The 21,970-nt window shown below is 57.6% G+C and carries 24 protein-coding genes; 13 read left to right on the forward strand and 11 right to left on the reverse strand.

Going from position 1 to position 21,970, the window contains the following annotated elements; genetic code table 11:
- Positions 1 to 31: 31 nt before the first annotated feature.
- Positions 32 to 1,609: a bifunctional UDP-sugar hydrolase/5'-nucleotidase gene (locus tag Q1B13_RS04805; protein ID WP_299076541.1), complete on the reverse strand. Its 1,578-nt coding sequence runs from the start codon at positions 1,607 to 1,609 to the stop codon at positions 32 to 34.
- Positions 1,610 to 1,717: 108 nt separating this feature from the next.
- On the opposite strand from Q1B13_RS04805, the gene Q1B13_RS04810 reads away from it, so the two are divergent.
- From Q1B13_RS04810 to arsC, 4 genes are read left to right on the forward strand one after another with little or no spacing between them, the layout of a single operon-like run.
- On the forward strand, positions 1,718 to 2,056 hold the full coding sequence (locus Q1B13_RS04810) for a DUF952 domain-containing protein (protein WP_299076544.1): 339 nt from the start codon (positions 1,718 to 1,720) through the stop codon (positions 2,054 to 2,056).
- Positions 2,053 to 2,484, forward strand: coding sequence for a DUF1330 domain-containing protein (locus Q1B13_RS04815; protein ID WP_299076546.1), 432 nt, complete (start codon positions 2,053 to 2,055; stop codon positions 2,482 to 2,484). Before Q1B13_RS04810 ends, Q1B13_RS04815 begins: the two co-directional genes overlap by 4 nt.
- The gene (locus Q1B13_RS04820; RefSeq protein ID WP_299076549.1) at positions 2,481 to 3,539 is read left to right on the forward strand and encodes a quinone-dependent dihydroorotate dehydrogenase; all 1,059 of its coding nucleotides are present in this window, start codon (positions 2,481 to 2,483) and stop codon (positions 3,537 to 3,539) included. Before Q1B13_RS04815 ends, Q1B13_RS04820 begins: the two co-directional genes overlap by 4 nt.
- Positions 3,536 to 3,877 carry an arsenate reductase (glutaredoxin) gene (gene arsC / locus Q1B13_RS04825; RefSeq protein ID WP_299076552.1) on the forward strand — a complete coding sequence of 114 codons (342 nt, stop codon included), beginning with the start codon at positions 3,536 to 3,538 and terminating at the stop codon, positions 3,875 to 3,877. The genes Q1B13_RS04820 and arsC overlap by 4 nt, the downstream gene beginning before the upstream one ends.
- On the opposite strand, the gene Q1B13_RS04830 is transcribed toward arsC, so the two are convergent.
- The 3 genes from Q1B13_RS04830 to Q1B13_RS04840 are packed head-to-tail and all read right to left on the reverse strand — an operon-like array spanning position 3,874 to position 6,133.
- Positions 3,874 to 5,190 (reverse strand): MATE family efflux transporter, encoded by a 1,317-nt coding sequence (locus Q1B13_RS04830; RefSeq protein ID WP_299076555.1) that lies wholly within the window; start codon positions 5,188 to 5,190, stop codon positions 3,874 to 3,876. The genes arsC and Q1B13_RS04830 overlap by 4 nt on opposite strands.
- Positions 5,191 to 5,193: 3 nt before the next feature.
- Entirely contained in the window at positions 5,194 to 5,712 is a 519-nt protein-coding gene (locus Q1B13_RS04835; protein WP_298936771.1) for a PaaI family thioesterase, read from the reverse strand.
- Between the two features lies 1 nt (position 5,713).
- On the reverse strand, positions 5,714 to 6,133 hold the full coding sequence (locus Q1B13_RS04840) for a PaaI family thioesterase (RefSeq protein WP_299076557.1): 420 nt from the start codon (positions 6,131 to 6,133) through the stop codon (positions 5,714 to 5,716).
- Between the two features lie 115 nt (positions 6,134 to 6,248).
- Here Q1B13_RS04840 and Q1B13_RS04845 point away from each other — a divergent pair, with 115 nt between their 5' ends.
- The 8 genes from Q1B13_RS04845 to Q1B13_RS04880 all read left to right on the forward strand — a co-directional run bounded on the left by Q1B13_RS04845 (position 6,249) and on the right by Q1B13_RS04880 (position 14,072).
- Positions 6,249 to 6,617, forward strand: coding sequence for a MerR family DNA-binding transcriptional regulator (locus Q1B13_RS04845; protein WP_298936773.1), 369 nt, complete (start codon positions 6,249 to 6,251; stop codon positions 6,615 to 6,617).
- 275 nt (positions 6,618 to 6,892) lie between these two features.
- Positions 6,893 to 7,294, forward strand: a complete 402-nt coding sequence (locus Q1B13_RS04850) for a MerR family DNA-binding transcriptional regulator (RefSeq protein ID WP_120636255.1) — start codon at positions 6,893 to 6,895, stop codon at positions 7,292 to 7,294.
- A gap of 48 nt (positions 7,295 to 7,342) precedes the next feature.
- Positions 7,343 to 9,124 (forward strand): acyl-CoA dehydrogenase C-terminal domain-containing protein, encoded by a 1,782-nt coding sequence (locus Q1B13_RS04855; protein WP_299076560.1) that lies wholly within the window; start codon positions 7,343 to 7,345, stop codon positions 9,122 to 9,124.
- A 199-nt stretch (positions 9,125 to 9,323) separates the two neighbouring features.
- On the forward strand, positions 9,324 to 9,446 hold the full coding sequence (locus Q1B13_RS04860) for a hypothetical protein (RefSeq protein WP_299799714.1): 123 nt from the start codon (positions 9,324 to 9,326) through the stop codon (positions 9,444 to 9,446).
- An 82-nt stretch (positions 9,447 to 9,528) separates the two neighbouring features.
- Positions 9,529 to 10,167: a glutathione S-transferase family protein gene (locus Q1B13_RS04865; RefSeq protein WP_299076563.1), complete on the forward strand. Its 639-nt coding sequence runs from the start codon at positions 9,529 to 9,531 to the stop codon at positions 10,165 to 10,167.
- 11 nt (positions 10,168 to 10,178) lie between these two features.
- Positions 10,179 to 11,390 (forward strand): acetyl-CoA C-acetyltransferase, encoded by a 1,212-nt coding sequence (locus tag Q1B13_RS04870; RefSeq protein ID WP_299076566.1) that lies wholly within the window; start codon positions 10,179 to 10,181, stop codon positions 11,388 to 11,390.
- Positions 11,390 to 11,878 (forward strand): cupin domain-containing protein, encoded by a 489-nt coding sequence (locus tag Q1B13_RS04875; protein ID WP_299076569.1) that lies wholly within the window; start codon positions 11,390 to 11,392, stop codon positions 11,876 to 11,878. The genes Q1B13_RS04870 and Q1B13_RS04875 overlap by 1 nt, the downstream gene beginning before the upstream one ends.
- Positions 11,871 to 14,072: a 3-hydroxyacyl-CoA dehydrogenase NAD-binding domain-containing protein gene (locus Q1B13_RS04880; RefSeq protein ID WP_299076572.1), complete on the forward strand. Its 2,202-nt coding sequence runs from the start codon at positions 11,871 to 11,873 to the stop codon at positions 14,070 to 14,072. The genes Q1B13_RS04875 and Q1B13_RS04880 overlap by 8 nt, the downstream gene beginning before the upstream one ends.
- Positions 14,073 to 14,125: 53 nt before the next feature.
- On the opposite strand, the gene Q1B13_RS04885 is transcribed toward Q1B13_RS04880, so the two are convergent.
- The 3 genes from Q1B13_RS04885 to Q1B13_RS04895 form a co-directional block, all read right to left on the reverse strand.
- The gene (locus tag Q1B13_RS04885) at positions 14,126 to 14,836 is read right to left on the reverse strand and encodes a Hint domain-containing protein (RefSeq protein WP_299076575.1); all 711 of its coding nucleotides are present in this window, start codon (positions 14,834 to 14,836) and stop codon (positions 14,126 to 14,128) included.
- A 241-nt stretch (positions 14,837 to 15,077) separates the two neighbouring features.
- Positions 15,078 to 15,734, reverse strand: a complete 657-nt coding sequence (locus Q1B13_RS04890; RefSeq protein WP_299076578.1) for a sulfotransferase family 2 domain-containing protein — start codon at positions 15,732 to 15,734, stop codon at positions 15,078 to 15,080.
- On the reverse strand, positions 15,731 to 16,666 hold the full coding sequence (locus Q1B13_RS04895) for a DMT family transporter (protein ID WP_299076581.1): 936 nt from the start codon (positions 16,664 to 16,666) through the stop codon (positions 15,731 to 15,733). Before Q1B13_RS04895 ends, Q1B13_RS04890 begins: the two co-directional genes overlap by 4 nt.
- A gap of 154 nt (positions 16,667 to 16,820) precedes the next feature.
- Here Q1B13_RS04895 and Q1B13_RS04900 point away from each other — a divergent pair, with 154 nt between their 5' ends.
- On the forward strand, positions 16,821 to 17,834 hold the full coding sequence (locus Q1B13_RS04900) for a hypothetical protein (RefSeq protein WP_299076584.1): 1,014 nt from the start codon (positions 16,821 to 16,823) through the stop codon (positions 17,832 to 17,834).
- Between the two features lie 6 nt (positions 17,835 to 17,840).
- On the opposite strand, the gene upp is transcribed toward Q1B13_RS04900, so the two are convergent.
- The 4 genes from upp to Q1B13_RS04920 are packed head-to-tail and all read right to left on the reverse strand — an operon-like array spanning position 17,841 to position 21,968.
- Positions 17,841 to 18,473: a uracil phosphoribosyltransferase gene (gene upp / locus Q1B13_RS04905; protein ID WP_299076587.1), complete on the reverse strand. Its 633-nt coding sequence runs from the start codon at positions 18,471 to 18,473 to the stop codon at positions 17,841 to 17,843.
- Positions 18,470 to 19,456, reverse strand: a complete 987-nt coding sequence (locus tag Q1B13_RS04910; protein WP_299076590.1) for an adenosine deaminase — start codon at positions 19,454 to 19,456, stop codon at positions 18,470 to 18,472. The genes upp and Q1B13_RS04910 overlap by 4 nt, the downstream gene beginning before the upstream one ends.
- Entirely contained in the window at positions 19,453 to 20,664 is a 1,212-nt protein-coding gene (locus tag Q1B13_RS04915; protein ID WP_299076593.1) for a phosphopentomutase, read from the reverse strand. The genes Q1B13_RS04910 and Q1B13_RS04915 overlap by 4 nt, the downstream gene beginning before the upstream one ends.
- Positions 20,661 to 21,968, reverse strand: a complete 1,308-nt coding sequence (locus Q1B13_RS04920) for a thymidine phosphorylase (RefSeq protein ID WP_299076596.1) — start codon at positions 21,966 to 21,968, stop codon at positions 20,661 to 20,663. Before Q1B13_RS04920 ends, Q1B13_RS04915 begins: the two co-directional genes overlap by 4 nt.
- Positions 21,969 to 21,970 lie beyond the last annotated feature (2 nt).

Consider the following 21,970-nt stretch of genomic DNA (forward strand, 5'->3'; position numbering starts at 1 on the left):
CATGACACGGCTTTTTCAACCCAGATTCAGTCTACTTCTGCTTGATGCGCCCATCCAGATACGGTTGGTATGGTGCGTTTTCCGCCAGATATTCTGCTGTCACATCTGCCAGATCAGGGCCGAAATCATACGCGTTCTTGTCGTCACCTTCGAACACGCTGTATCCGTCGCCGCCATTTCGCACATAGTTGTTGGTCACAACCAGGTAGGCGGCGGCGGGATCAATCGGAACAAATCCGTCGCCTTCGGCCACCATCACATCACTGACGCGGCCCTCATTGGGTGCAACCGAGGCATCCCATGCAAAGGTCAACCCTGCCACCTGTGGGAAGCGGCCCTTGACCTCTTCCACCTGGCTCACACCGTTCTCCAGCGCATCAATGACGCCCTGACCACTGATCTCAAAGGTCGAGAGCGTGTTCTGGAACGGCAGGACGGTTAGCACTTCGCCCATAGTGACTTCGCCCGGGTCAATCGATGCCCGCAAACCGCCCGAATTCGCAATTGCGATCTGAACACCCTGGTCGGCGACACGTGCAAGCATGGCATCCGCGACAAGGTTGCCCATTTGACATTCCTGCACACGACAAATGGCGCGGTCGCCTTCGATCGCATCGGCGGAACTGGCGACGACCTTGTTGCGGATTTCGTCCAGCGGAACGGCCAGTTCGGCGATCCGATCCAGTGCGGCCTGATCTTCGGTCACCGTGTTGTCCATGATCAGCGGCTCACCCGCTGCTTCGACGACATTACCGTCATCATCAAAGGTCACATTCAACTCACCCAGGAACTTGCCATAGGCATAGGCCTGAACGATCTGAACACCGTTGACGACGGTCGGATACGGCCCAGCTGCTTTGTCGGACACGTTGGACAAATAGGTGTTCGAATGGCCACCTACGATGACGTCAACGCCGGTGGTTTCCTGTGCAACGCGTTGGTCTACGCCATAGCCCGAATGGCTGAGCACAACGATTTTGTTGACACCTTCCGCGGACAGCCTGTCCACTTCGCCCTGAACTGCCGGTACCGGATCGGAAAACGTGACGTTCGGACCAGGCGATGCCAGTTCGTCCGTATCTATGGGTGTCAGGCCAATCAGACCGATCTTCTCGCCACCAATCTCAATGACCGTCGACTTCTTTATCTTATCGGTCAGCAGCTCTTCGTCGGCCACATTGGCGTTCGACATCAGGACGGGGAAATCGACCGAATCAATGAAGCCGCGCAGAACTTCGGGTCCATCGTCGAATTCGTGGTTACCCACGGTCATCGCGTCATAGCCCAACTTGTTCATGAACTCGGCAGCCACTTTGCCCTTGTAATAGGTATAGAACAGCGACCCCTGGAACTGGTCGCCGCCGTCCACCAGGATCGAGTTTTCTGCCCGTCCGCGCGCCTCTTCCACTGCTGTCACCAGACGCGCCGATCCACCGAAGCAGTTTCCTTCGGCATTGTCCTCGGCACCGCAGCCGCTGTCGTACTTATTGATCGGCTCAAAGCGAGAGTGGAAATCGTTGGTGTGTAAAATGGTCAACTTGTAATCGGCAGCCGCGATACCTGCGGTCAGGCCCAATATGGCGGCCGAAGCCAGAAATCGGGTCAACATACTAAAACTCCCTATTGTTGTTTTCCCAGATCGTGCGCTGAGGAAAGGAAAGAGTCAAAGGGGGAAATCCGGCTTGATTCCCACCGCTTTGCGAGGCATCACCACGTCATGCTGATATACAAGATTTTCAGGGCCGACGAATGGGCCCACCTGCAGGCCACCGGTGCCTCGGACGGTGCGCCGATTGATGTAACCGACGGGTTTGTGCATTTCTCGTCCGCAGAACAGGCTGCTGAAACGGCCGCCAAGCACTTTGCCGGTGTCGAAGATCTGGTTCTTCTGGCCTGCGATGCAGCGGCAATGGGGCACGATCTGAAATGGGAGGTTTCGCGCGGTGGAGCAGAGTTCCCACATCTTTACCGGCAGATTCAGATAACGGATGTAGTCTGGTCTCGGCCCTTACCTTTTGACGGGCAGTACCATAGCTTCCCTGAGGAGATGGTATGACGGCCTATATCGATCCCGAACGCGCGCAATTCGAAGCCTTCAAGGCGCTGGATCGGGATCAGCCTATCGAGATGCTGAATCTGGTCAAGTTTCGGACCACGGCGAACTACCCGGCGGATCACAATCTGGCCAAAGCGGGCCTGACGGGCGCGCAAGCCTATCGCAACTATGGCACCGCGACCGCGCCGGTCATTGCCCGGCTGGGCGCGTCGATCATGTGGCGCGGCCAGTTCCAAACCACCCTGATCGGTCCATCAGATGAGATTTGGGACGAGGTCTTCATTGCCCACTATCCGACGGCGCATGCGTTTCTTGAGATGGTAACCGACCCAGTCTATCAGGCTGCGGTGATCCATCGTCAGGCCGCAGTGGAAACGTCGCGCCTTATCCGCTGCGGTTCGGCCGATGGTGGGGATGCATTCGGATGAAACTGACCGAGAAGCTGGTGCTTGCCGCCTTACATCGCTTGGATCCGGAAACCGCACATGCCATATCGATCAAGGCTTTGAAGGCCGGTTTGGCTCCTGCCCCGGGCCCGGTCACCTCGCCACGCCTGCGGACCCAAGTTGCGGGGCTGAACTTGCCAAACCCGGTTGGACTGGCCGCTGGATTTGACAAGAACGGTGAAGTTCTTGGCCCGCTGTCTCAGGCAGGTTTCGGCTTCATCGAAGTTGGCGCAGTCACACCACGACCGCAGCCCGGAAACCCAAAGCCGCGCCTGTTTCGGTTGACCGAGCACAAGGCTGCCATCAACCGCTTTGGCTTCAATAATGACGGCATGCAGGTCATGGCCCAGCGGCTGGCCAACCGTACGAAAAACGCAGTGATAGGCCTGAATCTGGGCGCCAACAAGGACAGCGATGACCGGCCCGGCGACTTCGCCAAGGTGCTGGCACACTGCGCCGCGCATCTGGATTTCGCGACGGTCAATGTGTCCTCGCCGAATACTGAGAAACTGCGTGATTTGCAGGGCAAAGCCGCGTTGAGCGCGCTGCTGAGCGGTGTGATCGAAACCCGCGACACCCTTCCCCAACCAATCCCTGTGTTCCTGAAAGTCGCACCAGACTTAACTCCGGCGGAACTGCAAGACATCGCCGAGGTCGCCCGAGAAACCGGCGTTGACGGGGTGATCGCTACCAACACAACACTGTCGCGCGACGGTTTGCGCAGCGCGCACAAGGGCGAAGCGGGCGGTTTGTCCGGTGCGCCGTTATTTGAAAAATCGACCCGCGTTGTGGCCCAGCTTAGCGAATTGACGAACGGATCAATTCCATTGATCGGTGTTGGTGGCATCAGCACTGCGGAACAGGCTTATGCCAAGATCTGCGCGGGCGCGTCGGCCGTGCAGTTTTACACCGCAATGGTCTATGGCGGCTTATCCTTGGCCTCGGACATTGCACAGGGGCTGGATCAGTTGCTTGCCCGCGATGGATTTGAAACTGTGGCGCAAGCCGTTGGCAGCAAAAGAGAGGACTGGTTGTGATCGAATACTGGCATAACCCGCGTTGTTCAAAGTCCCGCGAAGGCCTCGCCTTGCTTGAAGATCAAGGCGAGGAGATCAAGCTGCGGAAGTATCTTGAGGATGCGCCTTCGGAGGATGAGCTTCGAACTGCACAAACCCTGCTGGGCGTGACGGCGATTGGAATAATGCGAACGGGTGAAAAGCTTTTCAAAGAGCTCGGCCTGACGAAATCCTCACCAGAACAGGACCTGATACGTGCAATGGCCGAAAACCCGATTCTGATCGAACGCCCCCTGGCAATTGCAGGCAACAAAGCCGCGCTTGGGCGTCCTCCGGAAAACCTGCTGGGCTTGCTTTAGGCGACCTGTGCTTCGAGCTTGGGATAGCGCCAGCCCAGTGTTACGCCCCGTGCAATGTTCAGAACCATAAGCGCAGCCCATAAACCATGGTTACCAAATGCGGGTACCAGAACAAACAAAGCCACCACATAGATCGCCACGGATTGCAGCATCGCGTTCCGCATTGCCCGCGTCCAGGTCGCCCCGATATAGATCCCATCGAACATCCAACTCGCCACCCCTATCACCGGGGCAAGCGCGGCCCAGATCAGGTATTCTCGCCCGGCTTCGCGCACCTCGGGCGAGGTGGACATTAGATCGATCAATGCGGGCCCCGCGATGAAAAAGACAGCGCCCAACAGCACGGCGCCACCGACGCCCCATTGCGAAGCCATCACAGAGGCGCGCCGCACCTGATACCGATCGCGTGCGCCAACGGCACCACCAACCAGCGCCTCGGCAGAAAAGGCAAAGCCATCCAGCGCAAAAGCCGTGATTTCCAGAAACTGAAGCAGTACCTGATTGGCCGCCAAATTGATGTCACCCAGATCAGAACCGACGAACAGGAAGGTTGTGAACGAACCCGTCAACAGAACCGAACGGATCATGATGTCGCCATTGACCTGCAGCATCCGACGCAGACGCTCGGCGTTGAAAATACGCGCTGTGTCGCGCCACAGCTTGCCCTCAAAGGCATCGCGGCAAAGCCACAACCCCAAGGCCAGCCCGGTCCATTCCGCGATCAATGTCGCTACGGCGACACCTTCGACACCCCAGCCCAAACCCAATACGAACCACAGGTCCAGCAGGATGTTCAGGCCATTCATCCAGACCTGTAGCACGAACACACCACGCGTTCGTTCAACCGCGATCAACCACCCTGTTACTGCATAAAGGGCGATGGTGGCAGGCGCGCCCCATATCCGGATCTCAAGGTAGTCACGGGTCAGCCCCTCGACCTCGGGGCTGGCCGGGGAAAGCGCAAAAGCGCCAGCAAAAACGGCAACCTGTGCGACGATGAAAAACAACCCTGCTGCGACCCCCAGCAAGAGACCGCGTATCAACAAGGCGCGTGTCTCAGCAACGTCCCCAGCCCCGCGCGCCTGGGCCGCCATGCCAGTTGTACCCATGCGCAGAAAGCCGAAGATCCAGTAGATCGTCGACAAGATCACTGCGCCGATTCCGACTGCTCCGATTGGTGCCGCAAGGCCCATCTGGCCGACAACGCCTGTATCCACGGCCCCCAGGATCGGAACGGTGGCGTTCGACAGAACAATCGGCAATGCAACTTTAAGCACCCGCCGGTGGGTTATCGGTGCCGACGCGTCCTGCATGTGTCAGCTTTTGTCGGTGCGGTTTTGCGGCATCAGGAAGTGACCCGTTCCCTGTGCAAACAGCTTGCTGTGGTGATCCTGCCAGGCTTCGACACGTACGGAAGCATAGCGCCGACCTGCGCGGTTGATGAACGCCCGCGCGTATGCGTCTCGGGGCAGGCCCGAGCGTAGGTAGTCAACGGTAAAGTCGATTGTTTTGGGAAATCGAATGCTCTTGTCAGTCATGATGGCATCCGCATCAATCTCACCGCTTTCGATGCGGGGGAACATATGCTCCCAACTCAGGGTGATCACGGCCGTGACCTCCAGGAAAGCAGCGGTAACACCCCCATGAATGGCAGGCAGCAAAGGGTTTCCAATCAGTTTGTCGTCAAAATTCAGGACACCTGTCAGTTCATCTCCACGTCGATCGAAACTGATATTGAGGAAACGGATATACGGCACGCCATCCACCAGCGCGCGCAATGCTGCATCGCGCCGGTGTTTGACAACTTGAATCGGTTCGGGGCGGGGTCTGGCCATTTTACTTCCCCTCAACCGTGAAAGATCCCGAGGCGGTGGCCACCGGGTCGTCATGATCTTCGTCCATGGCGGTCGCCCGTACAAAGGCGACGTTACGGGTTATGTGATAGCAACTGGCCCGGGCAGTGATCGTCTGCCCCGGCGTCGCGGCGCGCATATAGTCGATGCGCAGGTCGATGGTCGCAGTGCCGCCAGGTGCAGCCGGATGGCTCATCACAGCAGCGCCGCAGCAGGTATCCAGAATGGTCGACACCGCGCCGCCATGAATGACGCCAGTACGCGGATCTCCGATCAGATCCTCGTTGTACGGCATCGAGATTTCGGCCTCACCTTCACCGATCTGCATCAGCTTAAGGCCCAGCGCCCTTGCGTGCGGGATCGCCTCGATGAACTGCCGGGCGAGTACTGTCTTGTCGACCATTTGGTTTTGTCCTGTTGTCTTGCCCCCCTTTATGAGCCGCAGCCCAATCAAAGGGCAAGCCCACCTGTTGCGCTTGCCGCCACGACGCCCTAGGTTGCTGGCGAGGAGACCAGGAATGTCCGACAAACGTTTGTCATTCAAAGAGATGTGCGCCGAGTTCGACGTGACGCCGCGCACCCTGCGATACTACGAGTATATCGAGTTGCTGCAGCCCGATCGGGAAGGCCGATCCAGATTCTATGGCCCGCGCGAATGCGCCCGCATGAAGCTTATCATGCGTGGGCGCAAATTCGGCTTTCCACTGGAAGAAATTCGGCAGTGGCTGCTGATCTATGAAGATCAGGGGAACAAGGCGCAGATGGCAACTTTTGTTGAAATGGCCGATCGTCAAATGGATGAACTTCGTCAGCAGCGCCAGCAGCTGGACGAAGCCATGGATGAACTCAAGCGCCTTCGGGACCAAACGTTTAAGTCAATAGGCTGAGACATCGCCCTGTCGGGATAGAGAATGGCGCCGCTCGAAACCGACACGCCCGTAAGAATGCGCATCTATTTATTCGACGCGCTGCTCAAAAACGCCATCAATTCGGTTGACGCTGCGGAAAGAAAACTGCGTCAAAAGCTCCTTACGCGTTCAGATGTTACGTCAACTTAAAAGTGACGCAGCGTCTGGATTACGTCAACGTCACTCACGTGTTGTAAAGCGCGTATCAACTACGCAACTCATAGCTCATTATGCCAGTGACGAGAGTATGACGAATGACTGAAGATCTGATGACCATCCGCGAGATGTGCGAGACCTATGACGTCACGCCCCGTACTTTGCGGTTCTATGAGGCCAAAGAGCTGTTGTTTCCGCACCGCGAGGGGCAGAAACGGCTATTCACCAAACGCGACCGCGCCCGGCTCAAGCTGATCCTGCGCGGCAAACGGTTCGGATTTAGCCTGGAAGAGATTCGCCAGCTTCTGGATTTGTACCATGTAGGTGACCAACAGGTGACCCAGATGTCCCGCACATTCGAGATCGCGTGCGAGCGTCTGGCGGACATGGAATCGCGCCGTGAAGAACTGACACAAGCGATCGACGATCTGAAAGAGCAGTTGCGTTGGGGCGAAAAAGTCATTGCCTCGATGAAACAGGAAAAGAAGGCCGCCGAGTAAACCTCTCGACTGCCTGTCACCCGGACATATGAATTAAGGGAGCTTCACATGCCCGTCTATAACGCGCCAACAAAAGACACGCAGTTCATTCTGCATAACGTTCTGAAAATCTCGGAATCAGATATTCCGGGATACAACGAACTTGAAGCCGAGTTTACCGGCGCTGTTCTGGAAGAAGCAGGCAAAGTCGCCACCAACGTTCTGCATCCGCTGAACGTGGTCGGCGATACCGAAGGCTGCCGCCTGGAAAACGGCATTGTTTATACGCCCACAGGGTTCAAAGAAGCCTTCGAGCAGATGAAGGAAGGTGGCTGGACTGGCCTCGACATGCCGGAAGAGTATGGAGGCCAGAACATACCCTATGTGCTGGGTACAGCCGTGGGTGAGATGTTCTCGGGCGCCAATCAGGCGTTTGTGATGTATCAGGGCCTGACCCATGGTGCGGCCTCGGCCATTCTGGCGCACGGAACCGACGAGCAAAAAGACAAATACCTGCCAAACATGGTCAGCTGTGAATGGACCGGCACGATGAACCTGACGGAACCGCATTGCGGAACCGACCTGGGTATGATGCGAACCAAGGCAGAACCTCAAGGCGACGGCAGCTACAAGATTTCCGGACAGAAGATTTTCATCTCGGCCGGTGATCACGACATGGCCAACAACGTTATCCATCTGGTGCTGGCGAAGATCCCCGGCGGGCCTGACGGTATCAAGGGTGTCTCCCTATTCATCGTGCCCAAGTTTCTTGTCAAAGAAGACGGTTCAGTCGGTGCGCGTAACGGTGTCTCGGTCGGTAAGATCGAAGAGAAGATGGGCATCCACGGCAACTCAACCTGCGTCATGAACTATGACGAAGCCACCGGTTGGCTGTTGGGCGACGAGCACAAAGGCATGCGCGCCATGTTCACCATGATGAACGAAGCGCGTCTGGGTGTCGGCATGCAGGGCCTGTCCCAAGCCGAAGCTGCTTATCAAAACGCTTTGGAGTACGCCAAGGATCGCCTGCAAGGTCGTGATGTGACCGGTGCAAAGAATCCGGACGGTCCTGCCGACCCGCTGATCGTGCACCCCGACATTCGTCGCAATCTGATGGACCAGAAAAGCTTCACCGAAGGCGCTCGTGCATTCATCCTGTGGGGCGCGTCGATGATCGACAAGGCGCATCGGTCCAACGACAAGGATGCGGATGGACTGATCTCGTTGCTGACGCCCGTTATCAAGGGCTTCCTGACCGATGAAGGCTACGACATGACCGTTCAGGCCCAGCAGGTCTACGGTGGACATGGCTACATTGAAGAATGGGGCATGTCGCAATACACCCGCGACGCTCGCATCGCGATGATCTACGAAGGAGCCAACGGCGTCCAGGCGCTGGATCTCGTCGGTCGTAAGCTGGCGCAGGATGGCGGCAAGCACGTCATGGCCTTCTTCGACATGGTCAAAACCTTCTGCAAGGAAAACGCCGGCAAAGACGAAGCCTATGACAAGGCCTTCATCGAACCGTTGAAAGCCGCGTCGAAAGATCTGCAGGCCGCTGGCATGTATTTCATGCAGGAAGGTATGAAAAACCCGAACAACGCCCTGTCTGGTTCGTACGACTTCATGCACATGTTCGGTCATGTTTGCCTGGGTTTGATGTGGGCACATATGGCCAAGGCCGCTCAGGAAGCTTTGGACGGTGGCGCATCGGACAAAGACTTCTACGAAACCAAGATCAACACCGGTCGTTTCTACATGGCGCGTCGCCTGCCTGCTACGGGGATGCACCTGGCGCGTATTCAGACCGGCGCGGACACGGTTATGGCTCTGGACGCGGCAAACTTCTGATCTCAAACTGGGTTCGGGTGAAATCATCCTGACCCAGGAAACGCTTGGACATGAATGGCAGCGTGCTTTGGTCTGACCGCGCGCCTGAGTACCTTCAATTCCAAACCAAGAGTACGAAAGGATAAAAGCAGTTCGAGCCACTCATCGACCAGCGGTAATCTAAAGGCCGGACGCCTCCGGCGGGAGTATTTGTGAAAAGATGAAGGCAGGACGCGCCCCTGCCACCGGGCGCACTCGCCATCAGGACAGGGACGACTTCACCTTTTGCGGCCATCGGCTCTCCAGCCTGTACCGCACAACCATTGAACTGGAAGAAGGTTGATCAAAGGTTACTGTTAAACCTTCATCTTTTCAAAAATACTCAATTCCGGCTGAGCCAAAAGCGCCTTGGGAGGGGCGATCGCATGACCATCAAACTTCATTGTTTTGGAGAAAGTGGAAACTCCTACAAGGCCGCGTTGGCGCTCGAGATGTCCGGCCTGGAGTGGGAGCCAGTCTTCGTCGATTTCTTCAAAGGCGTCACGCGCACACCCGAATACCGTTCTGAGGTCAATGAGTTGGGCGAGGCTCCGGTTCTTATCGACGGTGAATTCCGCACCAGTCAATCGGGCGCTGTTCAGGCCTATGTAACCGAGAAATCCGGCAAGTTCGGCGGCAAGACAAGGGAAGAGAACTACGACATTCTGCGCTGGGTGCTGTGGGACAACCACAAGCTTAGTTCGATGGCAGGCTTGACCCGATTTCTGATCAACTTTCTGCCCGAAGAACACCGCAACCCGGATGTCATCGCTTTCAATCAAGGGCGTTTGAAAGCGGCCTACGACGTTCTGAACAATCATCTGAACGGCCGCGACTGGATCGTTGGCGACGGAGTGACCAACGCCGATCTTAGTTGCTGCGGCTATCTGTATTACCCCGAACCTTTCGGCTTTGACCGCGCCGACTGGCCTCATATCGACGCCTGGCTGACTCGTCTTTCCGAGCAGCCCGGTTGGAAACACCCCTATGACCTGATGCCCGGCAACCCGTCGGATCGCGCTTAAGGAGAGACCCCATGACTGAAGCATATATCTATGACGCCCTGCGCACTCCGCGCGGCAAGGGCCGTAAGGATGGCAGCCTGCACGAGGTGACCTCGGTGCGCCTGTCCGCCGTGACCCTGAACGCCATGAAAGAGCGCAACAACCTGGAAGGCCACGCCGTTGAGGATGTGATCTGGGGCAACGTCACGCAGGTGATGGAACAAGGCGGCTGTCTGGCGCGCTCGGCAGTTCTGGCCTCGGATCTGGACCAATCGATCCCCGGCCTGGCGATCAACCGCTTCTGCGCATCTGGCATGGAGGCCGTGAACCTGGCCGCAAACCAGGTCAAAGGCGGCGCAGGCCAAGCTTACATCGCTGGTGGTGTTGAGATGATGGGCCGTGTGGCAATGGGCAGCGACGGCGCGGCGATTGCCGTTGATCCTTCACTGGCGATGGGCACTTACTTTGTACCACAGGGTATCTCGGCCGATATCATCGCCACTGAGTACGGTTTCACCCGTGATGACGCAGACGCACTAGCGGTTGAATCGCAGAAACGTGCGGCGGCGGCTTGGGAAGACAACCGCTTTGAAAAGTCTGTGATCACCGTAAAGGATCAAAATGGCCTGACCATTCTTGACCGCGACGAATACATGCGCCCCGGCACAGACATGCAAAGCCTTGGCGCGTTGAACCCGTCCTTCCAGATGATGGGCGAGCAGATGCCTGGATTCGACAAGGTGGCAATGCTGAAGTACCCGCATCTTGAGCGCGTGAACCACATCCACCACGCCGGCAACAGCTCGGGCATTGTGGACGGTGCGGCAGCGGTTCTGATCGGCAACAAGGAATTCGGCGAAAAGTACGGATTGAAACCGCGTGCCCGTATCAAGGCGACTGCCAAGATCGGCACCGATCCGACCATCATGCTGACCGGCCCGGTTCCGGTGACCGAGAAAATCTTGGCCGATAACGGCATGAAGATAAGCGATCTGGACCTGTTCGAAGTGAACGAAGCCTTCGCCTCGGTCGTGTTGCGGTTCCAGCAGGCGTTTGATGTTGACCCCGGCGTAGTGAACGTCAACGGCGGCTCGATTGCGATGGGCCACCCGTTGGGTGCCACCGGCGCGATGATCATCGGTGCCCTGCTGGATGAGCTTGAGCGTCAGGACAAAGAAGCTGGCCTCGCAACGCTGTGTATCGCCTCTGGAATGGGTGCGGCGACTATCATTGAGCGCGTCTGATGCCCAAGCTGGACCTCTCTCAGATCCCGTTTCAAGGTGGCTCGTCCTATCCCGGCAAGCTGGCCGAAGCAACCGCAGGTCGTTTCGCCCAGCGCGTCGGAGATGCAGGTGGCCTGTCTCAATACGGGGTCAATATCGTGCGGTTGGAACCGCAGGGCCTGTCTTCGCTGCGCCATTACCACATGGAGCAGGACGAGTTTGCCATCATTCTCAGCGGCTCATGCACGCTGATCGATGATGATGGCGAACACGATATGCAGCCCGGTGATTGCGCCGCCTGGCCCGCAGGTGAAGCTAACGGCCATCACCTTGTGAACAAGACCGATGCGCCCATGACCTTTCTGGTGGTGGGCACACGGACCCCGACCGAGACCGGCTATTACAGCGATTTAGACATGATGGTGAAGGATGATGAGAACGGATTCTCTTTCACCCGCAAAGATGGCAGCCCGCTGACGGCTGACCAAATTGGAGATGGCAATGACTGATTTCACTCTGAGCAAAGACGCGGACGGCGTCGCCACTATCACTTGGGACGTCCCCGGCAAAACCATGAATGTGATGTCCTTTGACGGTCTTGCACAGCTGAGCGATTGCATCGATCAGGCTCTGGCCGATGAGGATGTCAAAGGCATCGTCGTAACGTCCGGCAAAGAAGGCTCTTTCGCGGGCGGAATGGACCTGAACCTGCTGGCCGTGATGAAGGAAGAAGCGGGCGACAATCCCGCCAAGGGCCTATTTGATGGCACGATGCGGATGCACGCCCTGCTGCGCAAGATCGAAATGGCCGGTATGGACGCCAAGACCAAGAAGGGCGGCAAGCCGATTGCCACCGCCCTGCCCGGCACCGCCGCAGGTATTGGCATGGAACTTCCCCTGTCCACGCATCGCATCTTTGCGGCCGAAAACCCCAAGGCCAAATATGGCCTGCCCGAAATCATGGTCGGCATCTTCCCCGGCGCAGGCGGCACCACCCGTATGGTGCGCAAGGTCGGCGCCATCGCGGCTGCACCGCTCCTGCTGGAAGGCAAGATGCTGGACGTAAAAAAGGCCAAAGGCGCAGGGTACATTGACGAGATCGCCGCAGATCCGCTTGCAGCCGCCAAGGAATGGGTGCTGAACGCCAAAGACGCGGATATCGTCAAGCCTTGGGATGCCAAAGGTTACAAGATGCCCGGAGGCGCGCCCTACCATCCAGCAGGTTTCATGAACTTTGTCGGTGCCTCGGCGATGGTGCATGGCAAGACCCAGGGCGCCTTCCCGGCGGCCAAGGCTCTGCTGAGCGCAGTTTACGAAGGGGCGCTGGTTGATTTCGACACCGCCCTGAAAATCGAGGCGCGCTGGTTCACTTCCGTGCTGATGAATCCGTCGTCGGGCGCGATGATCCGGTCGCTGTTCCTGAACAAGGAAGCACTGGAAAAGGGCGCTGTGCGTCCCGCTGGTGTACCGGATCAGTCGGTCAAGAAGATCGGCGTTCTGGGTGCGGGCATGATGGGTGCGGGTATCGCGCTGGTATCCGCTCAGGCCGGAATGGAAGTGGTTCTGGTCGACCGCGATCAGGAAGCCGCGGACAAGGGTAAAGCCTATACCGAGACCTATCTGGATAAGGGTATGAAGCGCGGTAAGGTCACAGCTGAAAAGAAAGAAGCCATGCTGGGTCGCATCACCGCGACGCCGGATCTGGACAATCTCAAAGGCTGCGATCTGATCATCGAGGCCGTGTTCGAAGATATGGGTGTGAAGGCCGAGATGACCAAAAAGGTCGAGGCAATCATCCCCGAAGATTGCATCTTTGCCTCGAACACTTCGACGTTGCCGATCTCTGATCTGGCGAAAGCCTCGGTGCGTTCGGATCAGTTCATCGGCATCCACTTCTTCTCGCCGGTCGAAAAGATGTTCCTGGTCGAGATCATTAAAGGCAAAGAAACCGGTGATCGCGCGGTCGCCAAGGCGCTGGACTACGTGCGGCAAATCCGCAAGACACCGATCGTGGTCAACGATGCGCGCTTCTTCTACGCGAACCGCTGCATTATCCCTTACATCAACGAAGGCGCGCGCATGATCACCGAGGGTGTTAGCCCGATCCTGATCGACAATGCGGCACGTCAGTTGGGCTTCCCGGTTGGTCCGATCCAGCTGACTGACGAAACCTCGATTGATCTGGGTGCCAAGATCGCTCGTGCGACCAAAGCGGCGATGGGCAACGCCTATCCGGAAAGCCCGTCTGACGATCTGATCTTCTGGATGGAAGAACAGGGCCGCCTTGGCCGCAAGGCAAATGCTGGCTTCTTCGATTATGACGAAAAGGGCAAGCGCACCGAATACTGGAAAGGTCTGCAGGATAAGTATCCGCTGGCAGAGGATCAGCCTGACCTGATTGAAGTGCAGCAACGCTTGATGTTTGCGCAGGTTCTGGAAGCCGTTCGCGCGCTGGAAGAAGGCGTTCTGGAAGACATCCGCGAAGGCGATGTTGGCGCCATCCTGGGTTGGGGCTTTGCGCCATGGTCCGGTGGCCCGCTGAGCTGGCTGGACATCATCGGCACGCCTTACGCGGCCGAGCGCTGTGACCAGTTGACCGAAGCGTATGGAGACCGGTTTGCATGTCCACCGCTGCTGCGCGAGATGGCAGAGAAAGGCCAAAGCTTCTATGGCCGCTTTGACCCTGAAGCCAAAGCCGCTTGAACCGGTGATGCAGGCGCGTGAAATCACGCGCCTGCATCGTTTTCAATGTTTGGTTAGGTCTGCCATTCAGACCGCAGAAACAAAGCCGGCACATCTGGCCGGCCCGGACGACCCGGTCGGCGAATTCCACTGGGTGGACGAACCGGTAAAACCGTTTCCTGCGGGATGGGCGCTGGCAATGCACCCAATGGGTTTGCGAGGGCCGACATATCACCACTCTTTGCAATCGAATTTACAAGCACGATGGCTTCATCGTCTTCAACAACATCATAGCCCGAATTCCCGGGCGTGTTTCGCATAGTAAAACGTCCTGATGGGCAATATGCCTGAAGGCCACCTTCGACAAAGACAATCTCATCCGCATCGAAGAACAACGAACTGACCTCAAACGTCGCGCCAGGCGCTTGTGACGTCAGCTGGCCTGCGCCGCTGAGCAATCTGGCCGGAACAATGGAAAACCCACTGATTTCGGGATCGACCTTACCGAGATTCAGGGCCATCCCCTGCTCGGGCATCAGCCAGACCGGTCGCCCATTGTAGGCCGACCTCGCAGGGACAAACACCGGCAAATACTCAACACGGTTTTCGCCGGCGCGTATGGTTACTGTATTCGTAGAAATCCGGCGCACTTCTTTGAAGCCATTGTCCAACGTGCGCACCAGATCCCCGGCCACAAGTTGTTCTACCAGTTTCCATCCGCGGGTTGTGGCGACTTTAGTGCCATCTACCAGCCCGCTCCGACGCGCGTTTACCGATTCACTCAAAAAGGCCTGATCAACATCACCGGTTTGATCTAAAAAACCTGAAACACTCACTACTTCTAACACGTGCCGCACCCCCTTATGGCACAATTAACTTGTCCATATGTGCTAGCACAAAAATGAAGGTCCGACTTATTTTCGACATATTTGCGCCCAAATTGAGCCATCAAGGGCTCGTTTGACCGCTATTCTTTGGACAGAGCTGCGAAGTTAACGCCGTTTTATGCGCGTTTGGAAACTATCGTTAACGCCCCGTATCAAACTGATATCCGAATCTCTGAATATCTTCTGAACAGGCCCGCGCCACCGCTTCGGCAGATTGTGTTTTGTAGTATTGGCGATAATCCTGCTGTCTGGTCGAGCGGTTCAGATGCGACAAATCCACCTTGTAGCCCAAGTGCCTGAACATCGGGTCGGCGTCTTGTTCGAAATGCTCAAGCCGGATGTACGCCTGACAGTGCTCGCACCCGTCCGCCATTGTCATGTAGGATCCGGCAGAATGTTGTTGAAACGAGCGCAGCATCGCGGGATTTAATACAAAGCTTTCAAAATCTGTTGTTTTCGCCAGGGCCACCGCCGCATGGTTAAACTTCTGCACCCGTAGCCAATGGTAATAGCTGGCGATCCGATCCCATGGGTTGCGTACCATGGTAAAGGCAAACAAGTTCTGCAACTCACCTTCAGGCAATACCCCATCGATATCCGCCAGCGTCGAGTGTTTCCATAAACGCCCACGAGCGTCTAACGTTTTGGCCCGCGCACGGCGCGTTATTGCAACGGGGGTGTCGCCAAATAGAATGTCATCCTCGCTCACCCCTTGTTCCAGCGCCTGCATCAGCGAGGTCCCCCCCGTTTTAGGGATATGAACAAAGACATAGCGTTGACTGGTCGAGATGATCACGTCGCCGCCTGCCCCGCGGGCGCGCGCCCTGCCCGCCACCCCAGCAGCGCGCCGGCGGTTGCGATCAACGCGATACCGGCGATCTGCATGGTTCCGATGGTCTGGCCTAGCGCGACCCATGCAAAAAGCGGGCCGAAGATCATTACCGAGTACTCAAAAACGGCCACATAAGACGGCTCGCCTATCTGATAAGACTTGATCAGCATGAAAACGGCGACGGTCGATCCACAGGCTTGTATCAGGATCCACGATACGGCCGGTCGCATGTCCCAGACCCAACCCCGGAAAACAAACCCATCCGGCCCCTCCGGTGAAGCGATGGGGAACACCGACAAAACTGCAACTCCGATCGCACCTGCAAGGCCCAGCGTAATGATCATACTGGCCAACAGTGCCACCGTACTTTCATCCGAACAGTGGCTACGGGTGACAATCGAACTGAGCGCGTAAAACAACCCTCCGACAACTGGTAGGAGCGTCTTGGCATCGAATTCGCCCGGGTTCGGCTGCAGCACACACAAAATGCCGGTAAAGCCGATTAGAACGGCCATTATGCGCCAAGGTCCAATGGTTTGTTTCAGCCCCAAGGATGAGATCAGCAGCACAAAAATCGGCGACGTAAACAACCCCGCCAAAGCTTGCGCAATTGGCATCATCGCCAGCGACGCAAAATAAAACAGCATGGCCATCGTGATCAGCACGCTTCGCAAAATGACCGGGCCCAAACGCTTTGGCCTCAATCCACCCAACCCAAAAAGCGACAGACCTGCGATAAGTGGCAACATCAACAAAGCCCGGCTCAGGTGGAATTGCCACAGCCCGATAGTATCGGCCAGCAAGATCACGACGTTATCGATCACCCCGATGATCGCCATGGCGCTGACCATCAGGACCGACGCGAGTATCGGTGACGTTGTTTTGTCTGACTGCATTCTGCGCCTTTACCCAGTTTCAAAGGTCGGCGACCCCGAACCTCTGCGCGTTGACGTATCCAGCACAATTCCGAATGGTGAAGCAACAGGTTTGCGCCATGTGATTTCACCATGCTAAGCTGTAGCAAAACAATAATGAGCAGACTTCACCCCGATGACGGCCCTGAAACAGTACCAGCGGATCGAAGCCACCGGTCTGTGGCGCCCCTCGCCCGATGAGCAGCGGCGCGAGGTTGTTGTGTCGATTGGTAAAGCCACGCTTACGATTTCCGATTTCAATGACAAGGCACTGACGCATTGGTCATTGGCCGCGCTCGAACGGCAGAATCCAGGGGATTTTCCTGCGATCTTCAATCCTGACGGTGATCCGGATGAAACGCTGGAACTGGCCGAGGCCGAGACAACGATGCTTGAGGCGATCGACCGCCTCCAGCGCGCCATCGACCGGTCCCGCCCGCATCCGGGGCGTTTGCGATGGCTAAGTGTCGGCGGGGTTGTTGTTGCGGTGCTCGCTGTGTTGCTGTTGTGGTTACCAGCCGCTTTGCAAAGCCATGTGGTCTCGGTCGTACCTGAGGTCAAACGGCAGGAGATCGGCGATACAATCCTACATCGGATTGAGCGGGTTTCAGGTCAGGCATGCGCCTCACCGGACGCCCAAGCCTCACTGGATCGGCTGGCCCGGCGTACTGGAGTGCGCCAGATCGTTATCCTGCCCGCCGGAGTAAGGGACAGCCTGAGCCTGCCTGGCGGTACTGTTTTGCTAAGCCGTTCGCTGGTCGAGGATCACGAAGACCCCGCTGTTGCCGCGGGCTATGTCATCGCAGAACGCGCACGGTCCGAAAACCAGGATCCGCTGGAAGACTTGCTGGACCGGACCGGGCCATCAACAGCCTTCCGTTTGCTGACAACTGGCCGTCTGACGCCGAGTATTGTGGACACGTACACCGAACAGGTTCTGTCACAGCCACGCCCCGCAGTTGGCGAAGAGGACCTGTTGGCCGTCTTTGCACAGGCGGCACTTCCTTCAACCCCATACGCTTATGCGCGCGACATCACCGGCGAAACGGTGCTCGGCCTGATTGAGGCCGACCCGATGGCTGGACGCGCGCTGGAGCAGGTGCTGCCGGACCGTGACTGGGTCCAGCTACAAAATATCTGCGGCGAATAGGCTGGATTACTTAGTGCCAAACATTCGGTCGCCCGCGTCGCCCAAACCCGGCATGATGTAGCCTTTGGAATTGAGCTGGCGGTCAAGCGCGGCCGTCACGATATGCACATCCGGATGCGCCTCTTTCATGCGTGCAACGCCTTCTGGAGCGGCCAGCAGGCAGAGAAAGCGAATATCGGTGGCACCGGCCTCTTTCAGCAGATCAATGGCTGCGGCCGAACTGTTGCCGGTGGCCAGCATCGGATCAACCGCGATTACCAGTCGGTCTTTCAGCCCCTCGGGCGCTTTGAAATAGTACTGGACCGGCTTCAGCGTCTCTTCATCGCGGTACAGCCCGACAAACCCGACGCGTGCTGATGGAATCAGTTCCAGCACCCCGTCCAACATCCCGTTCCCGGCCCGCAGGATCGACACCAGCGCCAGTTTTTTGCCCGCCAGAATGGGGGCATCCATCTCCTCCATCGGGGTTTCGATGTGGCGGGTGGTCAATTTCAGCTCACGCGTGACCTCATAGGCCAGCAACAAGGTGATCTCGCGCAGCAACTGCCGGAACACGGCGGTCGAAGTGCCTTTGTCCCGCATGAGCGTCAGTTTGTGCTGCACCAGCGGGTGATCAACGACGGTCAGATGTTCGCTCATGTTATCTCCAGTCTTTTCTTGACCCGCGCACGCGTGTCTTCATCGCAAAAGGCCGCGTTCAGGGCGGTTTCATTCAAAGCGGCAAAATCCTCCGCCTCCCAGCCGAAGGCTGCATTCAACATCTCATATTCGCGCCGCATGGTCGTGTGAAAAAACGGCGGGTCATCGGTTGAGACGGTGACGTTGACCCCGGCATCACGCAGCCGCGCAATCGGATGGGCGTCGATATTGGGAAACAGACCCAAAACCACATTAGAACCCGGGCATACTTCCAGCGTGATACCCCGGTCGGCCAGTTCGTGTATAAGGTCAGGGTCTTCGATAGCCCGCACACCATGACCGATCCGTTCGACGTTCAGGTCGCGGACGGCATCGCGAACACTTTCCGGGCCACCAAATTCACCTGCGTGGGTGGTCAGTTGCAAACCCGCCTCGCGCGCGCATTCAAAGGCCCATTTGAAATCACCTTGGGCACCAATGGATTCGTTGCCGCCCATGCCGAATCCGGTGATCCAGTTGCCGGCAGTTTCCGCGGCACAATAGGCGCTGCGCTTGGCCTGTTCAGGACCGAAGTGGCGGACACAGGTGACGACACCACGCAGAGTAATGCCAAACTTATCCTCGGCCTCATCAGCTGCGTCCTGAATGGCGTTCAGATAGTCTTGCCAGGCATGTAGATCACCACCACCGCAGAAATCAGGGCTAAGAAAGGTTTCAGAATAAACCACGCCGTTCGCGGCGCTTTCTTCCAGAATGGCCAATGTCAGACGGCGAAAGTCTTCGGGTGTTTTTAGGACTTCACAGGCGGCTTCGTAAACGCTGAGGAAATGCGCGAAATCACGGAAGTCATATGACCCGTCCGGTTTGAATATGCCACTCAGATCAATACGCTTTTCATGCGCCAGCTGACGGATGAAAGCCGGAGGGGCGGCCCCTTCGTGATGCAGATGCAGTTCGATTTTGGGTAGGTTAGCGACGGTCATAGAAAAGTCCTTCCCGGCCCTTGCGCCGGAATGTTCAGATGATGGGCGATGCTGGTGGCGATATCAGCGAATTCAACCTGTCCGATCTGGCCTGTCCCACACCCAGCAATCAAAACCGGAACCTGTTCACGCGTATGGTCAGTGCCGATCCAGCTGGGATCATTGCCATGGTCAGCCGTCAGCAGCAACAGGTCACCCGGACGTAGTCTTTGCAGGATCATACCAAGTTCCCGGTCAAACCACTCCAGCGCACGAGCATAGCCGCTGATGTCACGGCGGTGGCCATAGAGGCTGTCAAACTCGACAAAGTTGGCGAACGTCAGGCTCCCGTCTTCTGCCTCGTCCACGAGGTTGGACAAATGCTGCATCAGCTCAGCATCCGATCCCTTATGCAGCGTATCAATCCCCTGCATCGAGAAGATGTCCCCGATCTTTCCGACCGCGTGAACCCGACGCCCCGCATCCTGCGCCCAGTTGGTCAAGACCGGTGCGGGCGGTAGGATTGCGAAATCCTTGCGGTTGGTGGTGCGGGTAAAGCCTGTCTCGGGCGATCCAACAAACGGGCGGGCAATCACGCGACCCACTTTCATGTCATGCAAGCGCGGCGCAAGCGTCTGGCACATGTCCAGCAACCGATCGAGGCCAAAGCTCTCCTCATGCGCCGCGACCTGAAAGACGCTGTCGGCAGAGGTATAGCAGATTGGCCAGCCCGAGCGCATGTGCTGGGCCCCCAGCTCGGCGATTATTGCTGTGCCTGAGGCATGACAATCCCCCAGAATGCCATTGGTACCGGCAGCTTCGGCTGCGGCCCGGCCGAGATCGGTTGGAAAGGTCGGTTTTGTGTCGGGAAAGTAATGCCAGTCCCACGGAACGGGAACTCCGGCCAGCTCCCAGTGCCCTGACGGGGTGTCTTTTCCGGGCGAATGTTCACGCGCACAGCCCCACAGGCCCGTCGGGTCGGCATCCATGCCCGGCGTTGCATCCCCTGACGCGAGCCGCGTGGCGGCCCCTAAACCCAACACATCCAGATTTGGCAGGTGCAAGGGACCTGATCGCCCCTCCTCAGCCCGTCCTTCAGCGCAGGCCTGCGCGATATGCGCCAACGTATTGGCCCCGGTATCTGGGGTTTCTCCATTAAAGAAGTGGTCTGCGTCCGGCGCGCCGCCGATACCGACGGAATCCATCACCACCAGAAACGCACGGGTCATGCGGTGATCCTTTCGTGCACAAGGTTCGGCGCCGCGGTGGGTTTGTCGTGAATCGTCATTGCTGCAGAAATGGTTGCCGCTGCGCGATGCGCGGCGTCCTCGCGTGCCGCATGCACACATGCAAGCGTTTCGCCCTTTGCAACCCGATCCCCCAGCCGAAGGATTTGCGACACACCAACGGCCGGATCGATCTGATCACTCTCCACCTGACGCCCACCGCCCAGCGCCACAACAGCAAGGCCGAGCGCCTCGCCATCTATGGCGGTGACATATCCATCGCTGGGTGCGGGCACTTCTTGGATCACGTTTGCCTCGGGCAGGAAACGCGCCCATGTATCGACAAACTGCACCGGGCCACCAACAGCGGCCATCATCCGACCGAACCGATCTGCGGCGCGCCCATCAGCGATGATCTCGGCGATTTTCGTGCGACCCAAATCCACCGTGTCACACATCCCCGCGTCAGATAGCAGCACACCGCCCAGTTCGGCCGAAATCTCTGCCAATGGGGACTTCGTCGCACCCGTAAGTGTCTTCATCACCTCGGCCACTTCCAACGCATTGCCCAATGCAGGCGCCAAGGGCTGGTTCATATCGGTAATGACAGCCGAGGTTCGACATCCCGCAGTGTTCGCAGTTTCGGTGAGTGCCCATGCCAATTTTTGGGCATCTTCAATGGTTTTCATAAACGCGCCGCTGCCGACTTTGACGTCAAGCACCAGAGCATCCGGGCTGACGGCAAGCTTCTTTGACAGGATCGAGGCCGTGATAAGGTCCAAGCTTTCAACCGTCGCTGTCACATCCCGCACAGCATATAGCCGCTTGTCCGCTGGAGCGATCTGACCCGTTGCGCCAACGATGGCAGCGCCCGTGTCACGTAGTACTTGCGTCAAACGGTCTTGACTGATTTGAGTGCCGACGCCGGGTATGGCCTCAAGCTTGTCCAGCGTGCCACCGGTGTGGCCCAGCCCCCGGCCTGAAATCATCGGAACATAGGCACCGCATTCTGCCAAAGCTGGCGCCAAAACCAGACTGACACAATCCCCGACGCCGCCGGTTGAATGCTTATCGATGACCGGGCCGTCTACGTCCCAGATTAGTACCTCACCACTGTCGCGCATGGCGACAGTCAGATCAGCCCTGCCCTTCGCGCCCAAACCGCCCATGCAAACAGCCATCGCAAAAGCACCGGCCTGCGCGTCGCTGACACCGCCATCGGCCAAACCTTGTGCGAACCAGATCAGTTCTTCACGCGTGGGCACTTCGGATTGCCGCAGCTTTGCAATGATCGAGCGGGCGTCCATAG

It is taken from the genome of uncultured Ruegeria sp. (genome assembly GCF_947489545.1).
Taxonomy (GTDB): domain Bacteria; phylum Pseudomonadota; class Alphaproteobacteria; order Rhodobacterales; family Rhodobacteraceae; genus Ruegeria.